General features: G+C 69.3%; 15 protein-coding genes, 1 tRNA gene and 1 pseudogene. 10 read left to right on the top strand and 7 right to left on the bottom strand.

The genetic code is table 11. The features are described 5' to 3' along the window. Positions 1-2: 2 nt before the first annotated feature. The 5 genes from cysD to ACH4EB_RS35165 all read left to right on the top strand — a co-directional run bounded on the left by cysD (position 3) and on the right by ACH4EB_RS35165 (position 5,962). Complete coding sequence (gene cysD / locus ACH4EB_RS35185) at positions 3-971, top strand: sulfate adenylyltransferase subunit CysD (RefSeq protein ID WP_398352412.1); 969 nt, start codon at positions 3-5, stop codon at positions 969-971. 175 nt (positions 972-1,146) lie between these two features. Beyond that, entirely contained in the window at positions 1,147-2,019 is an 873-nt protein-coding gene (locus ACH4EB_RS35180; protein ID WP_398352410.1) for an aminoglycoside phosphotransferase family protein, read from the top strand. 375 nt (positions 2,020-2,394) lie between these two features. Continuing rightward, on the top strand, positions 2,395-3,687 hold the full coding sequence (locus tag ACH4EB_RS35175) for a B12-binding domain-containing radical SAM protein (protein ID WP_398352409.1): 1,293 nt from the start codon (positions 2,395-2,397) through the stop codon (positions 3,685-3,687). Continuing rightward, positions 3,684-4,373 carry an HAD family hydrolase gene (locus ACH4EB_RS35170; RefSeq protein WP_398352407.1) on the top strand — a complete coding sequence of 230 codons (690 nt, stop codon included), beginning with the start codon at positions 3,684-3,686 and terminating at the stop codon, positions 4,371-4,373. The genes ACH4EB_RS35175 and ACH4EB_RS35170 overlap by 4 nt, the downstream gene beginning before the upstream one ends. Before the next feature lie 164 nt (positions 4,374-4,537). Beyond that, on the top strand, positions 4,538-5,962 hold the full coding sequence (locus ACH4EB_RS35165) for a sulfatase-like hydrolase/transferase (protein WP_398352406.1): 1,425 nt from the start codon (positions 4,538-4,540) through the stop codon (positions 5,960-5,962). A 317-nt stretch (positions 5,963-6,279) separates the two neighbouring features. Here ACH4EB_RS35165 and ACH4EB_RS35160 read toward each other — a convergent pair whose 3' ends face one another. The 3 genes from ACH4EB_RS35160 to ACH4EB_RS35150 form a co-directional block, all read right to left on the bottom strand. Beyond that, entirely contained in the window at positions 6,280-7,521 is a 1,242-nt protein-coding gene (locus ACH4EB_RS35160) for a cation:proton antiporter (RefSeq protein WP_398352405.1), read from the bottom strand. Between the two features lie 456 nt (positions 7,522-7,977). Further along, entirely contained in the window at positions 7,978-9,891 is a 1,914-nt protein-coding gene (locus tag ACH4EB_RS35155; RefSeq protein ID WP_398352403.1) for a hypothetical protein, read from the bottom strand. Between the two features lie 275 nt (positions 9,892-10,166). Further along, a complete protein-coding gene (locus tag ACH4EB_RS35150) occupies positions 10,167-10,889 on the bottom strand; it encodes a TetR/AcrR family transcriptional regulator (protein ID WP_398352402.1) in 723 nt (240 codons plus the stop codon). A gap of 132 nt (positions 10,890-11,021) precedes the next feature. Between ACH4EB_RS35150 and ACH4EB_RS35145 the strand changes: the two genes are divergently transcribed. Beyond that, a complete protein-coding gene (locus tag ACH4EB_RS35145) occupies positions 11,022-12,143 on the top strand; it encodes an FAD-dependent oxidoreductase (protein WP_398352401.1) in 1,122 nt (373 codons plus the stop codon). A 229-nt stretch (positions 12,144-12,372) separates the two neighbouring features. Here ACH4EB_RS35145 and ACH4EB_RS35140 read toward each other — a convergent pair whose 3' ends face one another. After that, on the bottom strand, positions 12,373-13,251 hold the full coding sequence (locus ACH4EB_RS35140; protein WP_398352400.1) for a DUF4231 domain-containing protein: 879 nt from the start codon (positions 13,249-13,251) through the stop codon (positions 12,373-12,375). Positions 13,252-13,380: 129 nt separating this feature from the next. On the opposite strand from ACH4EB_RS35140, the gene ACH4EB_RS35135 reads away from it, so the two are divergent. The 3 genes from ACH4EB_RS35135 to ACH4EB_RS35125 all read left to right on the top strand — a co-directional run bounded on the left by ACH4EB_RS35135 (position 13,381) and on the right by ACH4EB_RS35125 (position 17,280). Next, the gene (locus ACH4EB_RS35135; protein WP_398352398.1) at positions 13,381-14,763 is read left to right on the top strand and encodes a hypothetical protein; all 1,383 of its coding nucleotides are present in this window, start codon (positions 13,381-13,383) and stop codon (positions 14,761-14,763) included. 517 nt (positions 14,764-15,280) lie between these two features. Beyond that, positions 15,281-15,354, top strand: a tRNA-Met gene (locus tag ACH4EB_RS35130). Positions 15,355-15,855: 501 nt separating this feature from the next. After that, complete coding sequence (locus ACH4EB_RS35125; RefSeq protein WP_398352397.1) at positions 15,856-17,280, top strand: FAD-dependent oxidoreductase; 1,425 nt, start codon at positions 15,856-15,858, stop codon at positions 17,278-17,280. Here ACH4EB_RS35125 and ACH4EB_RS35120 read toward each other — a convergent pair. Then, positions 17,238-17,942 carry a hypothetical protein gene (locus tag ACH4EB_RS35120; protein WP_398352396.1) on the bottom strand — a complete coding sequence of 235 codons (705 nt, stop codon included), beginning with the start codon at positions 17,940-17,942 and terminating at the stop codon, positions 17,238-17,240. The genes ACH4EB_RS35125 and ACH4EB_RS35120 overlap by 43 nt on opposite strands. A gap of 380 nt (positions 17,943-18,322) precedes the next feature. Between ACH4EB_RS35120 and ACH4EB_RS35115 the strand changes: the two genes are divergently transcribed. Beyond that, a complete protein-coding gene (locus tag ACH4EB_RS35115; protein ID WP_398352395.1) occupies positions 18,323-19,738 on the top strand; it encodes a DEAD/DEAH box helicase in 1,416 nt (471 codons plus the stop codon). Between the two features lie 12 nt (positions 19,739-19,750). On the opposite strand, the gene ACH4EB_RS35110 is transcribed toward ACH4EB_RS35115, so the two are convergent. Together ACH4EB_RS35110 and ACH4EB_RS35105 are read right to left on the bottom strand one after the other, a co-directional pair. Next, positions 19,751-19,942 (bottom strand): hypothetical protein, encoded by a 192-nt coding sequence (locus tag ACH4EB_RS35110; RefSeq protein WP_398352393.1) that lies wholly within the window; start codon positions 19,940-19,942, stop codon positions 19,751-19,753. Positions 19,943-20,477: 535 nt separating this feature from the next. Beyond that, positions 20,478-21,239, bottom strand: a pseudogene (locus tag ACH4EB_RS35105) (IS5 family transposase); the annotation flags it as partial.

Raw genomic sequence — 21,239 nt, 5'->3', positions numbered from 1 at the left:
CGATGCGGGCAGCGGACGAAGAAAGGGCTTTCCCGGCCACCGGGGCGGCCGGGCCGGGCAGTGGCCGCCCTCCGGCCCGTGCCCTGGCGTACCTCGACGTGCTGGAATCCGAGTCGGTGCACATTCTCCGCGAGGTGGCCGGCGAATTCGAGCGGCCGGTCATCCTCTTTTCCGGGGGCAAGGACTCGATCGTGGTGCTGCATCTGGCGCTGAAGGCCTTCGCGCCGGCTCGCTTGCCCTTCGTGCTGTTGCACGTGGACACCGGCCACAATTTCCCGGAGGTCCTCGCCCACCGGGACCGCACCGTGGCCGTGCACAGGCTTCGCCTGCGGGTCGCCTCGGTACAGCGCTACCTCGACGACGGGCGGTTGCGTGAGCGCCCGGACGGCACGCGCAACCCGCTGCAGACGGTGCCGCTGCTGGACGCCATCGCGGCGGGCCGGCACGACGCGGTGCTCGGCGGCGCCCGGCGGGACGAGGAGAAGGCCCGCGCCAAGGAACGGGTGTTCTCGCTGCGGGACGAGTTCGGCGCCTGGGACCCCCGCAGGCAACGGCCGGAACTCTGGCAGATGTACAACGGGCGGCACGCGCCCGGCGAGCATGTGCGCGTCTTCCCGCTCTCCAACTGGACCGAGCTGGACGTGTGGCACTACATCGCCCGGGAGAAGATCGAGCTGCCGGACCTCTACTTCGCCCACGAACGCACGGTGTTCCGCCGCGACGGCATGTGGCTGTCACCGGGGGAGTGGGGCCGGCCGAAGGACGGAGAGCCCGTGGAACGGCGTACGGTGCGGTTCCGGACCGTCGGCGACATGTCGTGCACCGGGGCGGTGGACTCCGACGCGGGGACGGTCGAGCAGGTCATCGCCGAGATCGCGGCGTCCCGGCTGACCGAGCGGGGTGCCACCCGGGCGGATGACCGGCTGTCGGAGGCCGCGATGGAGGACCGCAAGCGTGAGGGCTACTTCTGAGGTGGCGACAGGAACCTCTCAGGGGGAATCGGAGGCGGTGAGTGGTTTCGCCAAAGTGTCCGATAAAAGGAGTTCCGGTGGCGCATCGGCGATCGCCGGACAAAAGGGTGGCGCAAATGCGGCCGACCAGGAGAATCATTGAACGCGGCAGATGCGAAAATGCTAATGTGTGCCGATGCATTTGCACGACGATGAGATCACGCGAATCGAGCGAGCGCTGGGGCGGGCGGTGAAGTCGGCGAAACGAATCCAGGGGCGGGGCTACACCAACAATCGCCGTTGGATCGTCCGCCTGGCCGACGACCGGACCGCGTTCGTCAAGCACGCCGACGATGCCATCACCGCCGAGTGGCTGCGCAGGGAGTACGAAGTCTACGACGGCCTCCGGCTCGACGTGGTGCCACGCGTACTCGGGTGGCACGACGACGGGGAGCTTCCGGTACTCGTCCTGGAGGACCTCTCCGACGGTGACTGGAGCCCGCCGTGGTCGAAGGAGAAGATCGACGGGGTGCTCGCGACCTTGCGGACGGTCGCCGGTCACCCGGCACCCTCCGGGCTGCCGACGGCCCGCTCCACGCACATGGGCGAGGACAACTGGCCGGAGGTGGCGGCCGATCCGGGGCCGTTCCTGTCCCTGGGGTTGTGCTCCGCCGCCTGGCTGGACCGCGCGCTCCCCGCTCTGCTCGAAGCGGCGCAGCCGGAGTGCCTGGACGGTGACAGCCTGCTGCACCTGGACGTCCGCAGCGACAACCTGTGCTTCCGCGAGGGGCGAGCGCTTCTGTTCGACTGGAACCACGCGGCGGTCGGCAATGCGCAGTTCGACGTCGCCTTCTGGCTGCCGAGCCTCCATCTGGAGGGCGGACCGGCTCCGGAAGAGGTGGCTTCCGTTCCTCCGGAACTGGCCGCGCTGGTGGCCGGCTTCTTCGCCGCACGGGCCGGTCTGCCGGTGATTCCGCAAGCGCCGATGGTGCGCGACATTCAGCGACGCCAGCTCGAAGTGGCCTTGCCCTGGGCCGCTCGGGCCCTGGGGCTGCCCGCGCCTGCCTGAATACCTGACCGGCATCGCCGAGGGGCCCGCAAAATCCTGTGCGGCCCCTCGGCGGAATAGGCGCCGACGGTCGGTGTGTATAACGCTTGACGGTCCGAGAGGCGCGTCGTTAGCCTGCTGTGAAATCGAGCAGGGAAGCACCCTCGGTGCGCGTGCAGGAAGTACGTGGCAATTCCCGTCGTACGACGGTCGTAGGCCTTCCCGTCTGCTCGCCCGTCGATCTGGCGAATTCTGTTCTTCAGCACCGCTGCCGCCGATTCCGGCTGGGCAGGCGTCCGGCAGGGCGTGGTCGGTGCGGTGACGACAGAGAGGGTAACCATGCGGGTTGTCATCATTTTTCCACACGTCGGGTACTGCACGGGATGGCGACCTCACTTGGCGACGGAAGTCAAGAATGGTTCCACGTACCACATCGCGCAGGCGCTGACGTACCTCTACAGCATCGCGCGGCACTACACGCCGGACGCCTGGGTCGTCGACTTCAACTTCGGTGGGTACGAGGAGAACATGCAGCGCGTTCTCGACCACCGTCCGGACGCGGTCCTGATTTCCTCGACGGTCAACTCGTACGACAGCACGCGCCAGATCGCCGTCGACATGGCCCGGCGCTCGCCCGCGAAACTCTTCGTCGGGGGGCCGGCGGTCAGCTCCAACCACTTCCTCCGGCCCGACCTGCTGAAGCTCGACGCCGACTGCGAGTTCGTGGTGACCAACCGGGACATCTTCGCGTGGGCGAAGCAGGTGTTCGGCCGGGCGGACGACTTGAAGTTCCGTACCTTCCGGCCGGACAACTCCTGGATCGGCGAGACGTACGCGCCCGAGGTACGGGAAATGATCCGCTACACGGTCATCACCAGCATCGGGTGCACGTACAAGTGCACGTTCTGCTTGAACCCCATGGTCTACCGGATCAATTACAAGGATCCGGACATCCTGCGTGACGAGGTCCGGTACCTCCAGACCGAGTACGGTGCCGACGCGGTGTCCGTGGCCGACCCCTTCTTCTTCATGCGGCAGCAGCATGCCGAGGAAATGATGGACGTCATGCTGGAGGCCGGCATGGCCTGGTCGCAGCAGACGTGCCTGGTGACGCTCACCGACGAGAACCTGGACCGCATGGCCGAGACGGGATGCCGCTCCGTTCTCGTCGGTATCGAGAACTTCACCAGCAAGGAGATCAACAAGCCGGTGGAGGTGGAGAGCTTCGAGGACCGCCTCCAGTACGCGGCCGCGCTGGGCATCTCCATCAAACCCAGTTTCATCTCGGGGCTGCTCGACATCGACTACGAGGCCGACCTCGCCCAGATCGAGTACATCCGCAGCATCATCAACCGAGGGCTGGTCCCCAACTACCACATTCAGTCGAACATCTACACGCCGTACATACCGGACGCGCGCGATCGCCTGCTGGACATACCGTTCCGGTTCTGGGGCGTGATGCCGGTGACGGCGCAAGACGAAGACCACTGGAAACGGAATCTCAACCTGTGCGACATGATCTACGAGTCGGTGTTCCCGGAGACGTCTCAGCGGTACCAGGAGGTGCGGGCCGAGTATCTGGACATCCTGAATCAGCAGGAGACGATGTGGCTGAGCCATCGCCCCGTTCCGCCGGTTCCGCCGGAGAAGCGCATTCACCTGCTGACCTCCGGCAAAGTCCGGGTGTGACGGCCCATATCGTCTGGGACTGGAACGGCACGCTCTTCGACGACCTCGACATCAGCGTCGCCGCGGCCAGCGCCGCCTGCCGGGTCGTCGGCGGCGGGGACATCACGCGCGAGGCCTATCGCAGAGCGTTCACCCGCCCGGTACGCAGCTTCTACACGCGGTTGCTGGAACGGACGTTCACGGACCTCCAGTGGAAGTCCATCGCCGAGTGCTATCACCGGACGTACCGGGACCTGCTGGACCGGGCCCGCCTGCGGGAAGGCGTGGCCGAGATCCTGGACACCCTGTCGGCCGCCGGCGTCACGCACTCCCTGCTGTCCATGGGAGAGCACGACGAGGTCGTCGCCCTGCTCGAACGAGAGGACCTCGTCTCCCGCTTCCTGGTCGCCGAGGGGATGACCCGGCAGCAGCGTACCGAGAGCAAACAGGCCGTTCTGGCACGGCACCTGGACGCCGTACGGGAGCGGTATCCGGCCGAGCTGACCATGGACCGGGTGCTGCTCATCGGTGACACCCTGGACGACAACGAAGCGGCCGTCGCGGTCGGTGCCTCGTGCGTCCTGCTCGCCGACGGCTCGTACGACCCGGATCTCGCGGCGGCCGTCGCGGTGCCCGTCGCCGCCAGCCTCAGCGCCGCGGCCGAACTCGGCCTGCGGGCGATCTCGGCCCGTCCCGACCCCGTATGACGATCGCCGCTGACAGTGCACGGCAGTCAGCCGGCGCCTGACGACAGCACCGCGGTCGTGGCCGGAGCCCCGTCCCGCCCCCTCCCAGGGGGCGGGACGCTCGGTATCACCGACAGCGCCGTGGCGAGTGGTCCGACCACGCCTGATCGAGAGGAATCACGCCCATGAGCGTCTCCCAGCCGTACGACCACGTCGTGTTCATATCCCTGGACTGCCTGCGCAGCGACGGCGTGGGGGCCAACCCGCACAAGCTGTGGCCCCTTCGGTACCCCGACCTGCGGGCCCCGGCCACGCCCGTACTGGACGACCTGGCGAACTCCGGCACCTTCTTCGGTAACGTCATCGCCTCCGCGCCGTACACCTCCGCCGCCCACGCCACGGTCTTCACCGGGCAGTACCCGGCACGCCACGGCCTGCATGCCTTCTATGAAGGCTTCCTGCGCAGCCCGTCGGTCTTCACACATGCCCGCCGAGCCGGCCGCCGGACCATCATGAAGGTCGATTTCCCCGTCATCCTCGGCGAGCAATTGGGATTCACGGCGGACATCGACACCTACCTCGTCGAGGAGGACCAGAAGTTCATCGACGCTGTGCTCGCCACGGAAACGTCCTTGTCGCTGGCCCACTTCGCCGGTATGCACATGCCGTACGGCTTCCACAACCTCCGCTTCGGCGGCTCGGCCTATCAGGAGAAAATCGCCTGGATGGAGAGCCTGCTGCCCGCGGAGGTCCCCCATCAGGTCGACGAACTGAACGAGACCTATCGCACGCCGGCGGACATGGCGCTGTTCCTGCGGTACAAGAGGGCCATCAACTACCTCTACGCCGCGGGCCAATACGACACCCTCTTCCAGATGTACCTGGACGGGATCGAGTTCTTCCTCAAGAGCCGTTTCGAGCCGTTCCTCACCCAACTCGTCGACCGGGTACGCCAAGCGGGCAAGACGCTGCTGCTGGTCCTGTTCGGAGACCACGGCCAGCAATTCGAAGACGACTCGTACGGCAACTTCAACTCGATGGAGGAAGGCGTCCTCCGCATACCGCTGATCATCGCGGGCGACGGCGTCGCCCAGGGGCGGCACCTCCGGCGCATCCGGTCCGCGGACATCGCGCCCACCGTCATGGAACTGGCCGGAATCGACGTTCCCTGGCGGGGGCTCTTCGACGGGGAGTCCCGCGCCGACGTGGTACGGGGAGCGACCGGTCTCACGGCGGACGCGCCGGCACTGGCCCAGGCGTACACCTCCGACGCACGGCAGTTCGTGCACTACCAGAAACGCCAGCGCGCCGGAGAGGACCCCGGGGCGCTGCCGCACGTACTCCTGGGCGAAACCGCGTATCTGGACCGCACCAGGCTCGTCCGACTGCACTACCGTTACACCGACCAGATGAGTCGCCTGGCTCCGGAGGAGCGGGTGTGGACGGAACGCTTCGACGACATGTCGGTTCCCCAGGTCCAGGCAGGTTCGCCCGATCCCCGACTGCTCGCCGTGCTGGACGACTACAACCGGGCCCTGCGGCCGAGCCGGAACAACACCCCGCCGGAGTCGGTACGACAGGGCCTGCGGAGTCTCGGGTATCCGCTCTGACGGGGTACCGTGCCGCCGCAAGGGCCCGTGGCCGGGCCACCGTTCGTCAGAAGCGGTATGCCTTCGGGGACCTCCGGGGATGCGCGGGGTCGGCGCGGCCAGGGCGGGCCCGCTGCCTGAGCAATGCACCGGTCAGCCACCTGCTGCGGAAGCCGGCCCGGCTCATCCACCGTCTGGGTGGGCCGGGCATCTTGGCGTAACGGTCCTTCGCCTTGAGTCTTGAGGCGTCTCACGGTCCGACGTCACCTTTCTCCAGGCCGAAGCCACCTCAGGCCGGATCCCGACACCGATGGCCGAGTACTCCTTCGCGGCTTCGGTCAATGTTCCTTCGCGCGCTCGCCGACCAGCGGGGCCGGCGCACTGTCCACCGCGGTCTTGACGAGTAGGGTCAACAGCGGCCCGGTCATGGCTGTTGTCGCGATCGCCATGATGACCATCACCGAATAGAAGGCGCGGTCGATGATGCCGGCCTCCAGAGCGACGGCGACGATCACGATTTCGGTGAGTCCACGCGTATTCATCAGCAGTGCCGCGGGCAGCGCCTCCGCATGTCCGATACCGGAGATCCGTGCTCCCAGATATGCCCCGCCGATTTTGGACAGCATCGCCGTGCAGAGGACCAGGGCGATGACGGCCACGGCGGACGCGCCGATCGCCGAGAGGTCGACATTCATGCCGGCCAGGACGAAGTACGGCGGCAGCATGAGCTGGCCGATCTGACGCATGCTGCGTGGCACCGACCCCCGCAGCTCCTCGATTTCCTTGCGCGGCATGATGGCGCCGAACGCCAGGGCACCGAAGATGAAGTGGATGCCGAGCCACTCCGTGACCGCGCACGACAGCATGAGCCCGAGAAACACAGCGGAGAGAAGCCCGGCACCCGTCCGGTTGCGCCGCAGGCTCGTAAGCACCGCCCGCTTCAGCAACGGCCGTGCGATGACCAGCACGACGAAGTAGAGCGGTAGCAGTACCACATGCACCTGACCCGTGCCCCCCGCGTAGGCCACCACTCCCGCGAGGCACACCCAGGCGGTCAGATCGCCGACGGCGGCCGCGCCGAGAGCGAGCACGCCGACCGGCCGACCGCTCAGCCCGCGGTCCGCGATGATTCTGACGAGCACCGGTAGCGCCGTCACGGACATGGCGAGGGCGACGAAGAGAACGAATGCCGTGTGGTTCGCGGGGGCGTACCGGTCGGCGAGAAGCAACGCCACGGCCGCACCCAGAGCGAGCGGACACAGAATCGAACCGATGAGCAATCCCAGTGACCCTCTCGACCGGCGGTACAGCATCGACAGGTCCAGTTCGTAACCGGCGGCGAACATGAAGGCCGCCAGGCCGATGTCGGCGACCGCGCTGAGCAGTGGCTTCACCTCGCCGGGCAGAATGACCGACACCAGCCCGGGGGAGAGGACCATGGGGCTGGCCAAGAGTCCCGCGCAGATCTCCCCCACAACAGGCGGCTGCCCGATGAGACGCGCCAGCCAGCCGAAGAGTTTCGCGCAGCCGAGGACGATGGCCAGGGCCAGGAAGAACTGCGTGAGGGGGGTTCCGCTCATAAAAGCGACTCCAGGTCCGTGACGGGCGCTTCGCGCAGTGTGCGAAAGGGGCCGTGCGGCGCGATCGGTCCGACGAAGGGGGAAGGGAGCATCGGGAGCCGTGGGCGGACGAGCATGCGACCTGAACGCTCACGATGGCCGGCAAACCGTCATCTGCGCGCTGTGCACGCACTCCACCGACCGCGCCTCATGAGAGGCGTGACGCTTCGTAGGAGTTCTTGAACCGTTATACGGTCATCATTGGATATGCGCCAGCGCCAGCAGAGGCCGCCCACCCCGAACCAGGTGAAATGCCGCACCATTCGCCCTCTTCGTCCTGCCGCCGATTGCGTTTCCCGCGAACTGGATTCATGAGGCCGATACACCTCACCGTTGGCCCATGTCAGCCGGAAAGACGCGGGCCGCACACGTCGGGGACAAGTGGCGTCGGTGTGAGGTTCCCTCAGCGAAACCACCTCACGGAACGCGGGCTTCGACCGTGGCGCTCCTGCCGGGGGCCACGGTCACGGTGACGTAGGAGCACGTAAGGCCGTGGACGGCCGTGCGCCGGGCAGGGCGGGGAACGCCGTTCACCGTGAGAGTGCTGAAGACGCCGGCGAAAAGCGCCTGCCAGGCGTAGGTGTGGGGCTGGCGGCTGGTGAGGGTGGACGCGGTTGCGCCGTCGTGTCGCAGGGTGAGCGTTCCGGCGCCGACAGGGATGCCCGCGACCTGGAGCCAGGCCATGCCGGACGGAAGCCCCGAGAGAGTGCTGACCGCGTGGCCGGGGGCGTCCGGCCGCAGACCGAGGAGTCCTTCGACGGTCTGGGAGAGGAGAGTGAAGGACACTTCGGGATAGTCCCCGTTGAGGCCTTGACGGGTGTTGACGTGCCGCTCGTCGCGCTGATCGTAGATGTCCCGCATCCACCTCCACGCCGCGTCGTTCCGGTGGTTGGCGAAGAAGGTGTCGGGCAGGTAGGTGAGCGCCTCGATGTTCGCGGGCCGGGTGCCGGGGGCGGCGGCCTGCTGATCGATGTAGGCGAGGTAGGCGTCGTTGCGCTCGCCGGGGTGGAGGATCCGCTTCATCGGCATGAACCAACTGTTCTCCCTGCCCCAGCCGGTCAGGGCGGTGCCGTCGGTGGAGTAGGCACGGATCATGGACGCGCCGCTGCCGCTGCCGCTCCAGGCGGAGTTGAAGTAGGCCCGGAGCTGGTCGGCCTCGGCGGTACACCGAATGGCATCGGCTGTGGCGCCGCGCCCTTCGGCGAGTTGGGCCACGGCACGGTGGGCCCGGTATTGGCAGGCAATCGCGTCACCGGCTTCGGCCAGTGGCTCGGTGCCCTGTTCGTTGTAGCTGGCCGACCCGGAGAAGATGCCCTCGCCGGTGCCCTCGGCCACGCCGTTGGGCCGGAGGCTGTCGTGCTGCTCGACGAATGCCCCAGTGGTGTGGAGGTAGAAGTCCCACATCCCTTGGTCCTGCACCCAGAACGGATCACCGCTCCAGCGGTGGGCCTGGTTGGCCTTCTCCACCAGCTCGAAGGGGGCCGGCACCTCTCGTACGAAGCTGTTCGGGTCGTTGTAGTCGATGCGCAGGTAGGTGCGGAGGTCGAAGTTGTAGGACCACACCGGGTAGTAGCCGTGCCGCGAGGTCGCCGAGACGGCGAAGGAGCGGAGCATCGCCTTGTTCTCGGCGTTCAGGCCGAGGATCTGCGCACCGGCGACCTGGTGGGCGAAGTCGCGGGCGTAGTAGCCGCTGCGATGGGCGTAACCGGCCCAGTAGCAGGGGCCGTAGCAGGCGCTTCCGGTGCCGCGGGGGTTGCGCTCGTCGACATTGAGGGGGCCGGTGGTACCGGGGAGGTGCACCCAGCTATTCGCCTTGTGCTTGGCCCAGTTGAAGATGTCGACGATCGTCGGGTCGGAGGAGGTGATCAGCGGGTCGGCGGGCGCGGACGGGGAGAGCATGACGTCGTCGATGTCGAGTCGGCCGTCGCCTGAGGTGAACGCGACCTCCAGACGGTCGCCCGCGCCGAGCTCGATCCGGCTGATGGTGTGGCGGGCGTAGAAGGGACGCTGCGGCACGGTGACCGACCGGGCGGCGGAGTCGTTCACCCGTACGCGGAAGTGGCCGTTCGGGCCTCCGGCGGCGATCCAGGCGGAAATGTCGTACGAGCCGGGGACGGCGGCCGTCACGCACTGGCTGATTCGTGCGCCTTCTCCCGCACTCAAGTAGCCGTGCAGGGAGCCGGTGTGCGGGTTTTCGGTGCCTGTCCCGCTGCCCCCTTCCGGTGTGAAGGACCACCCCCGGGCGCCGAGTTCGAAGTCGGGGTTGGCGAGGGCGAGTGCGGCCGCGCCCGTGTTGGCCTGGCCGGATGCCGACGGATCGGAGTGGGCCACAAGGACTCCCGTTCGCATGGTGGTGCCATGTCGGTAACACGCCGGTGGGGGAGCGGCGAGGCCGGGCAGGGCGGACAGGCCGGACAGGCCGGCCGGGGGAGTGAAGCTAGCGCAGACTGCCTCTTGAGCGCTTCGCTGTGTCCGTCCGTTCAGGAACCGCCCGCGCTGTCAAGACATGGGTGAGCCGGTTTCGTCCCCTCGGATCAGGCCGGCCGCGCCCAGCTTCCCGGCCGCGTGTGAGCCCGTCGCCCTCCAGGGGCCCCGTCACGGAATGGTCACTGGCGGCCCTCGGGGCCGGGTCGGCGGAGCTTGGTGATGCCGACGAGGACGAGGGTGATGCCGGTGAGGAACTGCTCGCGGTCGTCGTGCTCGCGCATCTGGTCGGCGATGGCGTGCATGAACGGGTAATCGTCGGGGTCGAGTTCCTTCCAGGCTGTCGATACCGCGTCGAAGACCTCTTCGCGGTCCGCGCCGGCCTCGATGCCCGAGGTGTCCCCGGCGATGCGGGCGTTCTGGCTGACGGCGCCGAGGAGGTAGTGCACCAGCGCCGAGGTCGCGTCGAACCAGGAAGCCCGCGGTACGCCCAAGGCGCCCACCTGTCGGCCGAGCCGTTCGAAGATTCCCACCGTTACCGGTCCGTGCGGGTTCCGGACGACCTGGAGGGTCAGCCGGGTGGCGAGCCACTGGTGTTCGGTGATCGCGTCGAACAAGGCGAGGGCGACGACGCGGATCTCCTCTTCGGGCGTGACCGGAGCCCGGGTGGGCTCGGCCGCCAGGGCGGCGGCGATCACGGTCTCCGTCGCCGCGTCCAGCAGCTCGTCCCGGTTGCCGACGTGGTAGTAGATCGCCCCCGCCCCGGTGGCCAGGCGCTCGGTCATCGCCCGTACCGTCAGCGCTCCCTCGCCGCCCATATCGAGCAGATCGACGGCGGCCTCGATGATCCGCTCCCGGGAGAGCACCTGGTTGCGCCGCTGTGTCCGGCGCGCTCGCGTTGCCATGGCTCCAGCGTGGCACTTTTAGTGCGGCCTACCAAATTGGTTCGGTGGACTAAGTTAGTTCACTGTTCTATGTTGGAGCGGCGTACCAAAGAGGTCGTGCGGCGGCCTCCCGCTCTGGAAGAAGGAGCCACCATGAACCCCGTCACGATCATCGGCGCCGGGCTCGGCGGACTCACGCTGGCCCGCGTCCTGGCGGTCCACGGCATCCCCGCCGAGGTCTACGAGGCCGAGGCGTCACCGCAGGCCAGGTCGCAAGGAGGGATGCTCGACATCCACGACTACAACGGGCAGCTCGCCCTCGAAGCGGCCGGCCTGATGGACGAGTTCCGCGCCATCATCCTGGAGGGCCGTCAGGCAACGCGGGCCCTGGGCCCGGACGGCACGGTCCTGTACGAGAAGGCCGACGACGGTACGGGCGGACGCCCCGAGGCACAGCGCGCGGACCTGCGGCGGATACTGCTCGACGCGCTCCCGGACGGCACCGTCCACTGGGGCCGTAAGGCCACCGGCGCCAGCAGCCTCGGCGGCGGCCGCCACGAGGTGGCTTTCGCCGACGGTGGCACCGTCACCACCGGCCTGCTGGTCGGTGCGGACGGCGCCTGGTCACGCATCCGCCCGCTGCTGTCGGAGTCGATACCCGAGTACGCCGGCACGTCGTTCGTCGAGACCTACCTGTTCGACGCGGACACACGGCACCCTGCCGCCGCGAAGGCGGTCGGCGGCGGCATGATGTTCGCCCCCGCTCCGGGCAAAGTGATCAACGCCCACCGTGAACGCGGCGACACCCTGCACGCCTACATCTCGCTCACCCGGCCGCTGGAATGGTTCGCCCCCATCGACTTCTCCGACCCGGCCGCGGCCGCCACCCGCATCGCCGCGGAGTTCGACGGCTGGGCGCCCGAACTCACCGCGCTGATCACCGACACCGACACCCCGCCGGTCCTGCGCCCGCACTACGCCCTGCCCGACGGGCACCGGTGGGAGCGGACCCCCGGGGTGAGCCTGGTCGGGGACGCCGCGCACCTGCTGGCCCCCAACGGTGAGGGAGCCAACTGGGCCATGTACGACGGCGCCGAACTCGGCAAGGCCCTCGCCGCCCACCACGGCAACACCGAGGCCGCTCTCGCCGCGTACGAGCAGGCCATGTTCACCCGCATGAGCCAGGCGGACGAGGAAACGGCCGAGCACCTCCAGGAGATGTTCGGCGACGCCATCCCGGAATACCTCCTCGCCCTGATGCCCGAAGCGCAGTAGCACCACTGAGCAGGCCGCTACCGGGCGCCTGCCCCCTTGAGGTGGCGAAACGACAAAGCCCCCGGCGGGGCCGCCCGTAGTGCCTCACGGTCCACGGCGACGCCGCCGGCGGCGGGGCGCGCACCTGGCCCGTACAGGGTGCGACATCTCGTCGCCCGCTGCCCGCCAGGTCGCCGTCCTACGGCGGGGCCGTTCCGCGCCAAGGGCCAGCAGCGGCCCCCGCGACGACCTACTCGCTGAGCCACTTCGCCATCCACCCCTCGTTCTGCGCGGAGATGACCCGTTCGCACTGGCCGACGAACGCGTCGTCGGTGCCGGCGTCGGCTTCCCCGGCGCGGCGGGCCGCCAGGCTTTCCAGCTCCATGGCCGTACGGGAGAATTCGACCTCCTGGTAGGCGTATCGGGCGGCCGCCGCGTGCGCGGTGACCGCGGCGGCCACGGTGGTGACCGTCGCGACCCACGCGGTGGCCCAGTCCGACCCGAAGGCGCCGGATATCGCGCCCAGTACCGCGGCGGTGGCGGCCAACACCAGTTCCGCCCGGCGAACCTGGGCGCTCCGTCGGCTCATGCGCGCGGCCCGGGGCCGGTAGTAGCCCTCGACCTGGCCGGTGACCCGCAGCTCCAGGTAGGACCCGACATCGGTGACGGCGGGCAGCGCGCGCCGGCGCGGGGTGAAGGGGGTGGTGCGGGCGACCAGGTCGGAGGCGTCCGTGATGACCCGCTCGGTGCGGTCCAGGAGTGTCTGAGGGGCGTCCGCGTCCCGGTAGGGGGCGACGCGGGCGAGATACGCGTAGATCTCGCTCTTGAGTTCCTCGCTGAGGGAGCGCAACCTGGTCCAGTCGCTGACCTGTTGGGGGCCCGCCCTTCTGGTGGCCAGCGGCACGAGCCCGACCGCGACGGCCGCCAGGAACGCGAGGACCTTCCCTGCCTCGTCGCTCCACGCCATGACCTGCGCGGCGGCGGTGCCCGCACACGCCCCCGTCACGCCCAGCACGAGGGCGACCGTCCTGGCCCGCCCGATCGCGCGTTTGGCCTGGTCGGCCGCCTGCGACCAGACGCTTTGACGGTCCCATACCCGCTGCGCGATTGATTCCTCTGAAGCCCCCACGGGCGAATCTTCCCAGCCCTACCGTGAGAAGGACAGCGCGCACCGACCGAATGGAGCGAGATGCCGGAATCACGCCACACTGAGCGTACGACGCTGTCCCGGTCGAGCCGTCCGCCCCGTCAGGCGGCCGTGATTGAGCAGTCTCCGCTGCGGGGGCGGCGGTTGGGCGCCCTGGGTTGGATCGCTCTGACGCTGGGCAGTGGGTGCCTGGGGATCCGCTTCGGGAATGCGACGGACTGGGGAGGCTGGGGGCTGCTGGCAGCCGGTGTGGCCCTGGTCGTAGCCGGGGTGTGGGGGGTACTGCGGGGGCGCCGGCATCTGACGCCCGTCCTGACCAGCCTCCAGGGCCTCCCCGCCGACGAGCGGATCGTGTTGTTCCTCCGGGCGTTCTCCGACGACACCGGGTTCTCCCGGGTGGCGGCGCTGCGGTGGTTCCTCCTGCTGTTCACGTCATTGCTGCCGACGCCCGCCCACCTGCGCACGGAGGAGGACCAAGTCGGCCGCGCGGTCGCGCCGTTCGGACGGATGGTCGCGCTCGGGCGCCCGTCCGACCGGCTGCCGCGGCTCGGCGCCGAGCGCAGTTACGCCTCGGACGAGACCTGGCGGGCCGAGGTGCTCGCCGCGCTCGATCGCGCCGCGCTCGTCCTGCTGGTGGCCGGGGCGGGACGGAGCCTTGCCTGGGAGGTCGATCAGGTGGTGGGACGCGACGACCCGACTCGCCTGGTCCTCGTCGTCAGCCGTGACCGGAACCAATACGCCCGGTTCCGGCAGGCGTTGGGCGGCCGTTTCCCCAACGGGCTGCCGGACCACCCGCCGGCGCGCATGCGACACCGCCTCCTGCGCGGGCGCTACGTCCGTGCCGCCATCTGGTTCGACGGTGACTGGACGCCGCACTGGGAGATGCTGGACGGCAGATTCCCGCTGATCGGCCTCGCGCGTCGCACGCAGAGGGCGCTGCCACGCGCACTGCGGACGGTCTACCGGCGGGCCGGTGTGCCGACGCGGGTCACGCCCACGACGCCGCGCCCGTGGGCGGTGAAGCTGAGCGTACCGCTGATCGCCGCGTTCTGGCTGATCCCCGTGGCGTTGCCCGTCCTCGCCGCCATCCTCGCCAAAGCCGTCGGCGCCGCCCTCACCGACGCCCTCGACGGCACTTCCGGCGCTTCCGCGGATGCCGTCACCGACGCTTCCGGCGACTCGTTCACCCTCGGCCACGACAACGCCTTCGACCTCTTGTCCACGGCCTGGCCGATGTGGTTGTGGGTGGCCGTGGTGGCCGCGTTCGGGTACCGGGTGTGGCGCGGCGGACCCTACGTCATCATGATGGCCCGCATCCAAGGCGTCTTCGTCCCCGTCTACCTGCTGGCATTCGTGGTGTCGACGCTTCCCGCCTACGCCAGGTCGGCCTTCATCGCCTTGATTCTGCTGGTACTGGTCGTCTTGAGCATGCCCGTGGCCGCCATGCTGCTCATCCGCCGCGACGTGCGCGACTGGGTCGACTCCCGTTTGTAGGAGGAGAGCCGCAAAGTCGCTCAAGGCCGTCGCGCGAACCGCCACTGCCTGCGGGGAAGAGTCCGCATGCCGCATGCCGAATGCCGTGTAGTCAGCGGCGATGAAGGCGTGGTTGCCGACCGGCAAGCTGGAGCGCTCCACCGACGGCACCCACGACCGTGGGTGTGGCGGTGTCCACGACCGTAAGCGAACCGGTGCCCACCTGATCACCCCGTCCGCCTGGGAGCCCGCGAACTGCCCAGCCCGCTCGGGGACCGCGGCGAAGCCGACCCTTGCGGGTGACCGACGCCAACGGGGCCGTGACGTGACCCGCAGCGATACCGCAGGTGGGGATCGGTGACCCCAGTGCCTGCCCGGCTACGGGCGGCTCGGCCGGCGGCACAGGCGCCCCGGCGTGCCGGCGGATGCGCTGCCGCCGCCCGGAGGTTTCGCTGGGTGGCAGAGGCTTGGCTGTGGGGCAGGCACGGGGGTGGTGGTCTGCGGGGCAGCGGTGATGGCGTACCGTTGGGTTCACCGACGCGGGGTGGAGCAGCTCGGTAGCTCGCTGGGCTCATAACCCAGAGGTCGCAGGTTCAAATCCTGTCCCCGCTACTGCTGAGGAAATGGGCCCGGATCCGGCTGGATCCGGGCCCCGCCGCGTTTCGGAAGCCGGGCCACCCGAAGGTGAGAGCCCCGAGCGACCCGACTGCTCACTGTCGAAAGGCGAATGGACCTGGTGGATCCGGCAGGGCAATCAGCGCCGGATCCGGAGGTTATGCGGTGGCGGTGGTGTCGCATATCCGGCCACGGGCCGTACGGGGCCCGGGCGCGGCCGTCGTTTGCGGGGCCGCAGGTCGCGCCGACTGTGGCATCCGGTCCCGGTGGCGACACCTCCTCGCCGACCAGGGCTGTGACCGTACAAGGCCAGAGGGTGTGGCGCGCTCAGTGTGGGGCGGACGGCGAGGGCGTAAATGAGGCGACAGGGGATGGATCACCCCGTAGTGTGACCCCTCCCCCCGTATCCCGGTGACGGCGTCGCCGTGTCTGCTCGCAAGAGGCGGCACGGCCTGGCTGCCCGGGCGGCGGAGCTGTGCCGAGAACGTGAGAGGAACCATGATCCACCCCCACTGGCCGGCGCTGCGCGAGGCTCTGTCCGGCCGTGTGGTGCTGCCGCAGGACGTCGACTACGACGTGGCGCGGGCGCTGCAGATCGCCGACTTCGACCGGGTCCGGCCGCAGGCGGTGGTCTACTGCGCGAGCGAGGACGACGTGCGGCAGGCGGTGGGCTTCGCCCGTGGGTACGGCCTTGAGGTGCACGTGCGGGGCGGCGGGCACAGTCTGGCGGGGTTCTCGACCGGCACCGGCATGGTGATCGACGTCACCGGCATCGCACACGTCGTCGTCGAGGACGGGCTCGTGCGTGTCGGCGCCGGGACACAGACCGTTGACCTGCACGATGCCCTGCGGGGCAGCGGCCTGACCCTGCCGTCGGGACTGTGCCCGACCGTCGGTGTGGCCGGCCTGACCCTGGGCGGCGGCGTCGGCCCGTGGACCCGCGCGTACGGGGTGACGAGCGACCGGCTGCGGGCCGCGCGGGTGGTGCTGGCCGACGGGCGCGTCGTCGCCTGCGACGAGCACCGCGAGAGCGAGCTGTTCTGGGCGCTGCGCGGGGCGGGCCCGGGCTTCTTCGGTGTGGTGACCGAGCTGACCTTCGACCCGGTGCCCGCCGGCGACATCACCACGTTTCTGCTGACGTGGCCGTGGGCCCAGGCGGCCCGGGTACTGGACGCCTGGCAGCGCTGGGCACCGCACGCCCCCGACGAGCTGGCCTCGTCACTGCGCATCGCCCTGGAGGACGCCGCGCCGGGGCAGGAGGCGGCGGTGTGCGTCAGCGGCACCTGGCTGGGCCCCACATCACCCCGGCTGCAGGCCGAGCTCGACCAGCTCGTCGCCCGCGTCGGCGCGGAACCCGCGAACAGCGTGGTGTTCACCAAATCGCACTGGGAAACCATGCTGTTCTTCTTCGGCTGCGAGGACCTCACGGTGGCCCAAGCGCACCGCGAAGGCACCGGCCCGCAGGCCGCGCTGCCCCGCGACGGCTTCGTCCTGACCCGTGGCCACTTCGTCACCGATCCCATCCCGCCCGAAGGCATCGCGGACCTTCTGGCCGCCTTCGACAGCCACCGGCAGACGGGCCGGCTCCGCAGCCTGGAGTTCGGCGCCATGGGCGGCGCCTGCAACCGCGTCGCCCCGGACGCCACCGCCTTCGTGCACCGCGACACCCTCTTCTTCGGCGGCTTCTCCGCCGAAGACACCGCCGATCTCGACGAGGACGCCCGGCATTCGGCCCAGCACTGGACGGACACCTGCCGCTCCACCCTGCGCCCGTACGCCTCCGCCCACAGCTACCAGAACTCCCCCGACACCCAGCTCACCAACTGGCGCACCGCCTACTACGGCGACAACCACCCCCGCCTGGCCCAAGCCCGCCAGACCTACGACCCCGACCGCTTCTTCCAGGGCGCGCGGAGCATCTGACCGGCAGCGATTCGACTCTGTGGTGGGGGGCGAGCCGCTGGATCAGTCGATCGTTGGACCGGTTGTGCCGTCGACCGATGCGCCGTGGATGCGGATCGAGCCGTTGCTCCCGGACCGGAAGCCGAAGCCAGCCGCACGGCGGTGCGGTACGTCGACTCCTTCACCGTCCAGCGCACCGGACCCGAACATTCCGGAACCCGACGCGCTCGGCGAAGCAGGGCTTCCGACCGCTCGGTTACCACTCGGTCGATGTCGTTACCGAGGACCTCGGCGAGGGCCATCGCGGAAGTGGTGTGGTCCTCGAACCAGTCCACCCACAGCGAGCAGGTGACGGCCTCGACGTTCCGATCCGCCTCCAACCGCTGACGGTAGCCGTCCCACAGCACGTCGGCCGGCAGAGGACCCTGCGCACCCCTGTGCGCGAACCGGATCTCGCACGTGACCCAGTAGTCGTCGAGGAGATCCAGCAGCCCGAAGGCCAACCGCACCTGGTCGGCTGCATCCAGGTCTTCGGCGAACACATCGTCGGCCCAGGACTGCGCCACCTGGTTGGCTGTGAGCAACATGTCCGGCTTGTCGTTGCTCACCCACCCGTCACGCACCTGACTGACGCCCTGATCAGCCAGCCAACGTCGCGCCGTCTGCACGGCTTGCACCTCCATACGGGAACTATGACGAGCCTCGCAAAATCGGACCGAAATGGCCTGGACGCGGGCAGGAGGGCGTCCTGCACCAGCCATAGGACATCGGCCCAGGCGCGACCGACCCAGGCGGAGCCTGCCGAGAAGGGCGGGAAGGCCGCCTTGTCGTCTCCGCAGGGGTGGAGGTCCGTCGTGCCGGAGCCCTCGGGTCGCAGTGGATCACCCGGCGGAGCCAAGGCGGAGCGGCACCGCTGAGGCCGGGCGCACTGTTACTTTGTGTTATCTTGCAATCTTTGAGCGGCTGTGGCGGCTGGTGATTCTGCCCGTACGGTTCCCGTGTTCGTCGGCTGCTCATTTCCTGCCGGGCTTCCTCGGTACGTTCCCCATGCGGAAGGCCCGCCATGACTCACCCGGACCACCTCGGCATCTCGCGCGGCGACCTCGCCCAGCCAGTGATCCTCGCCCCGACGGTATCCCCGGCCGCCTCCTTCGCTGAGCTGGAATTGCCGGCCGAGGTGCTGCGAACGCTTGCCGAGCGCGGTGTGCGTGAACCCTTCCCGATTCAGGCGGCCACGTTGCCCCACGCCCTCGCGGGACGCGATGTCCTGGGGCGCGGGCGCACGGGGTCGGGCAAAACCCTCGCCTTCGGCCTGCCGCTGCTGGCGCGTACGGCCGGGCGGCGCGCGGAGTCGAAGCAGCCCCTCGCCCTGATCCTGGTGCCTACCCGGGAACTGGCCCAACAGGTCACCGAAGCACTCGCGCCGTATGCCGACGCGCTCCGGCTGCGGATGGCCGCGGTGGTCGGCGGCATGTCGATCGGCCGGCAGGCCGCTGCGCTGCGCGACGGGACCGAGGTTGTCGTCGCCACCCCTGGCCGCCTGCACGACCTCATCGAGCGCAAGGCCTGTCGCCTGGGGCGGGTACGGATCACTGTCCTCGACGAGGCTGACCAGATGTGTGACATGGGCTTCCTGCCTCAGGTCACCGAGGTGCTCGACCAGGTGCAGCGCGATGGCCAGCGGATGCTGTTCTCCGCCACCCTGGACCGCGACGTCGACCACCTGGTCCGGACCTACCTCCGCGACCCCGCCGTCCACTCGGTCGATCCGTCCGCGGGCGCGGTTACGACCATGGAACACCATGTGCTGGTCGTCCACGGCCCCGACCGGTACGCGGTCGCCACGGAGATCGCCGCCCGCGACGGCCGCGTACTGCTCTTTCTGGACACCAAGCACGCGGTCGACCAGCTCACCCGGCACCTGCGGGGCAGCGGGGTGCGTGCCGCGGCCCTGCACAGCGGTAAGTCCCAGCCGCAGCGCACCCGGACCCTCGCGCAGTTCAAGGACGGCCAGATCACCGTCCTGGTGGCGACCAATGTCGCGGCCCGTGGCCTGCACATCGACGACCTCGACCTCGTGGTCAACGTCGACCCGCCCACCGACTCCAAGGACTATGTGCACCGCGCGGGCCGTACCGCCCGGGCCGGTGAGTCCGGCCGCGTCGTCACCTTGGTCCTCTCGGGCCAGCGCAGCGAGACGAGCCGTCTGATGGCCGAGGCCGGCATCAAGCCGACGACCACCAAGGTGCGCTCGGGCGAGGCGGAGCTGAGCCGAATCACCGGGGCGAAGGCCCCCTCCGGCACCCCGCTCGACGGTGGGCCCGCCGCAGGCCGGGCCAAGAACACCAATGCCCCCTTCCGAGGCCTGGGCACCAGTAAAGGCGCCTCCCGCGGCACCGGCGGCAAGTCTCGAAAGGCCAGCGAGGCCCGCAAGCTCGCCAAGGCCCGCAAGGCGGCCCGGGTGCGCCGGGGCGGCTGAGACCAGGGCCGACTATCGGGGTGAGGTTGCCGCGGTGGTGTGCTCCGGCGATGCGAGCATCCGGCGTCGATCCCGCCGTGTGCGCCCGCCGAGCGCGCTCATGGTGGTACTGGCCTGAGATGTGTCGATGATGACGCGCAGGTCAGCCTCACCGAACTTCTGCGGGACGAGGGAGCGGTTCACCGCCGCATCGGTCTCGGCCACGTAGATTCGGTCGCGGACCTGAGCGGGAAGCCGGATTTCCCGGCTGTCGGTGTCCAGTAGCTGAAGTCCCTGGACCCGAGCAACTTTCTGCCGCAAAGTGCTTGAGACCGAGGGCTCCGTGCATCCAACCGGGGAACAGCGACTGCCCCCACCGGGCGTCCGGCCGCCCGCTACCGCCGGGGAAGTGCCTGGCTGCTCAGCCCACCTCCGCTGGGCACTGGGCAGGCTGCGTGGCCGGCCGCGGGTGTCGACCGGCAGGTGGGAAACGAGCCGGCCAGGCGCGGCTCGATGAACTGTTCCGCCGCATCGAACAACACCGGATCGGAAGCAACGTGATCCGCACCGAGTATCCGCAGGAAGGAGCCGCGTCATGCGTCGTGGAAACAAAGCGGGGCTCACTCGGCACCTCGGTGCCAGGGCCACCATGGGCGCTGCTGCTCGCGTCAGGACGCTGCCGTCGACCTGGACGCCACGTTCCGGGGAGAAGCGGTGAACCGATGGCCCTAGACAACACACCCAGGGGCTCTCGTTTGGATCAGCGAGCGGACCAGAGGAAGATGCCGGCGATGTGCAGTCCGGCCAGGTACATGGTGGCGGTCTTCTCGTAGCGGGTGGCGATCCCGCGCCACTGCTTGAGCTTGTTGATGCAGCGTTCGACGGTGTTGCGCTGTTTGTGTGCCTCGCGGTTGAAGGCTGGTGGCCTGCCGCCTCGGCTGCTCCGCCGCAGCCGGTGGCCACGCTGGTCGGCCGGGGCCGGGATCACCGCCCGGATGCCGCGTTTGCGCAGGTGGTCACGGATCGCACGGGAGGAATACGCCTTGTCCGCCAGCACCACGTCCGGCCTCGTACGCGGGCGGCCACGCCGCCGGGGAACGCTCAAGCGGGCCATGACCGCCCCGAAGGCGGGTGCGTTTCCGGCCTGCCCGGCGGTGAGGACGAAGGCGAGGGGACGGCAGCGGCCGTCGGCGACGAGGTGGATCTTCGTGGTCAGTCCGCCGCGGGACCGGCCGATGGCGTGGCCGGCCGGCTCGCCGGCCGGGGCCCCTTTTTGCGGGCCCCCACCGCGTGCCGATGAGCCCGAACGATCGTGGAGTCCACCGAGACGGCCCAGGTCAGGTCCTCGTCGGCGTCGGCCTGGGCCATCAGCGCGGTAAACACCCGCTCCCATGTCCCGTCCACGGCCCACATCCGCAACCGGTTGCAGACACCTCTCCAGTTGCCGTACTTCTCCGGCAGGTGCACCCACTGCGTGCCGGTCTGGAACTTGAAGGCAATCGCGTCGATCACCACTCGGTGA

The sequence above is a fragment of the Streptomyces sp. NPDC018045 genome (genome assembly GCF_044327445.1).
In the GTDB taxonomy this organism is placed as follows: domain Bacteria; phylum Actinomycetota; class Actinomycetes; order Streptomycetales; family Streptomycetaceae; genus Streptomyces.
This window is presented reverse-complemented; position numbering and strand designations above follow the sequence as displayed.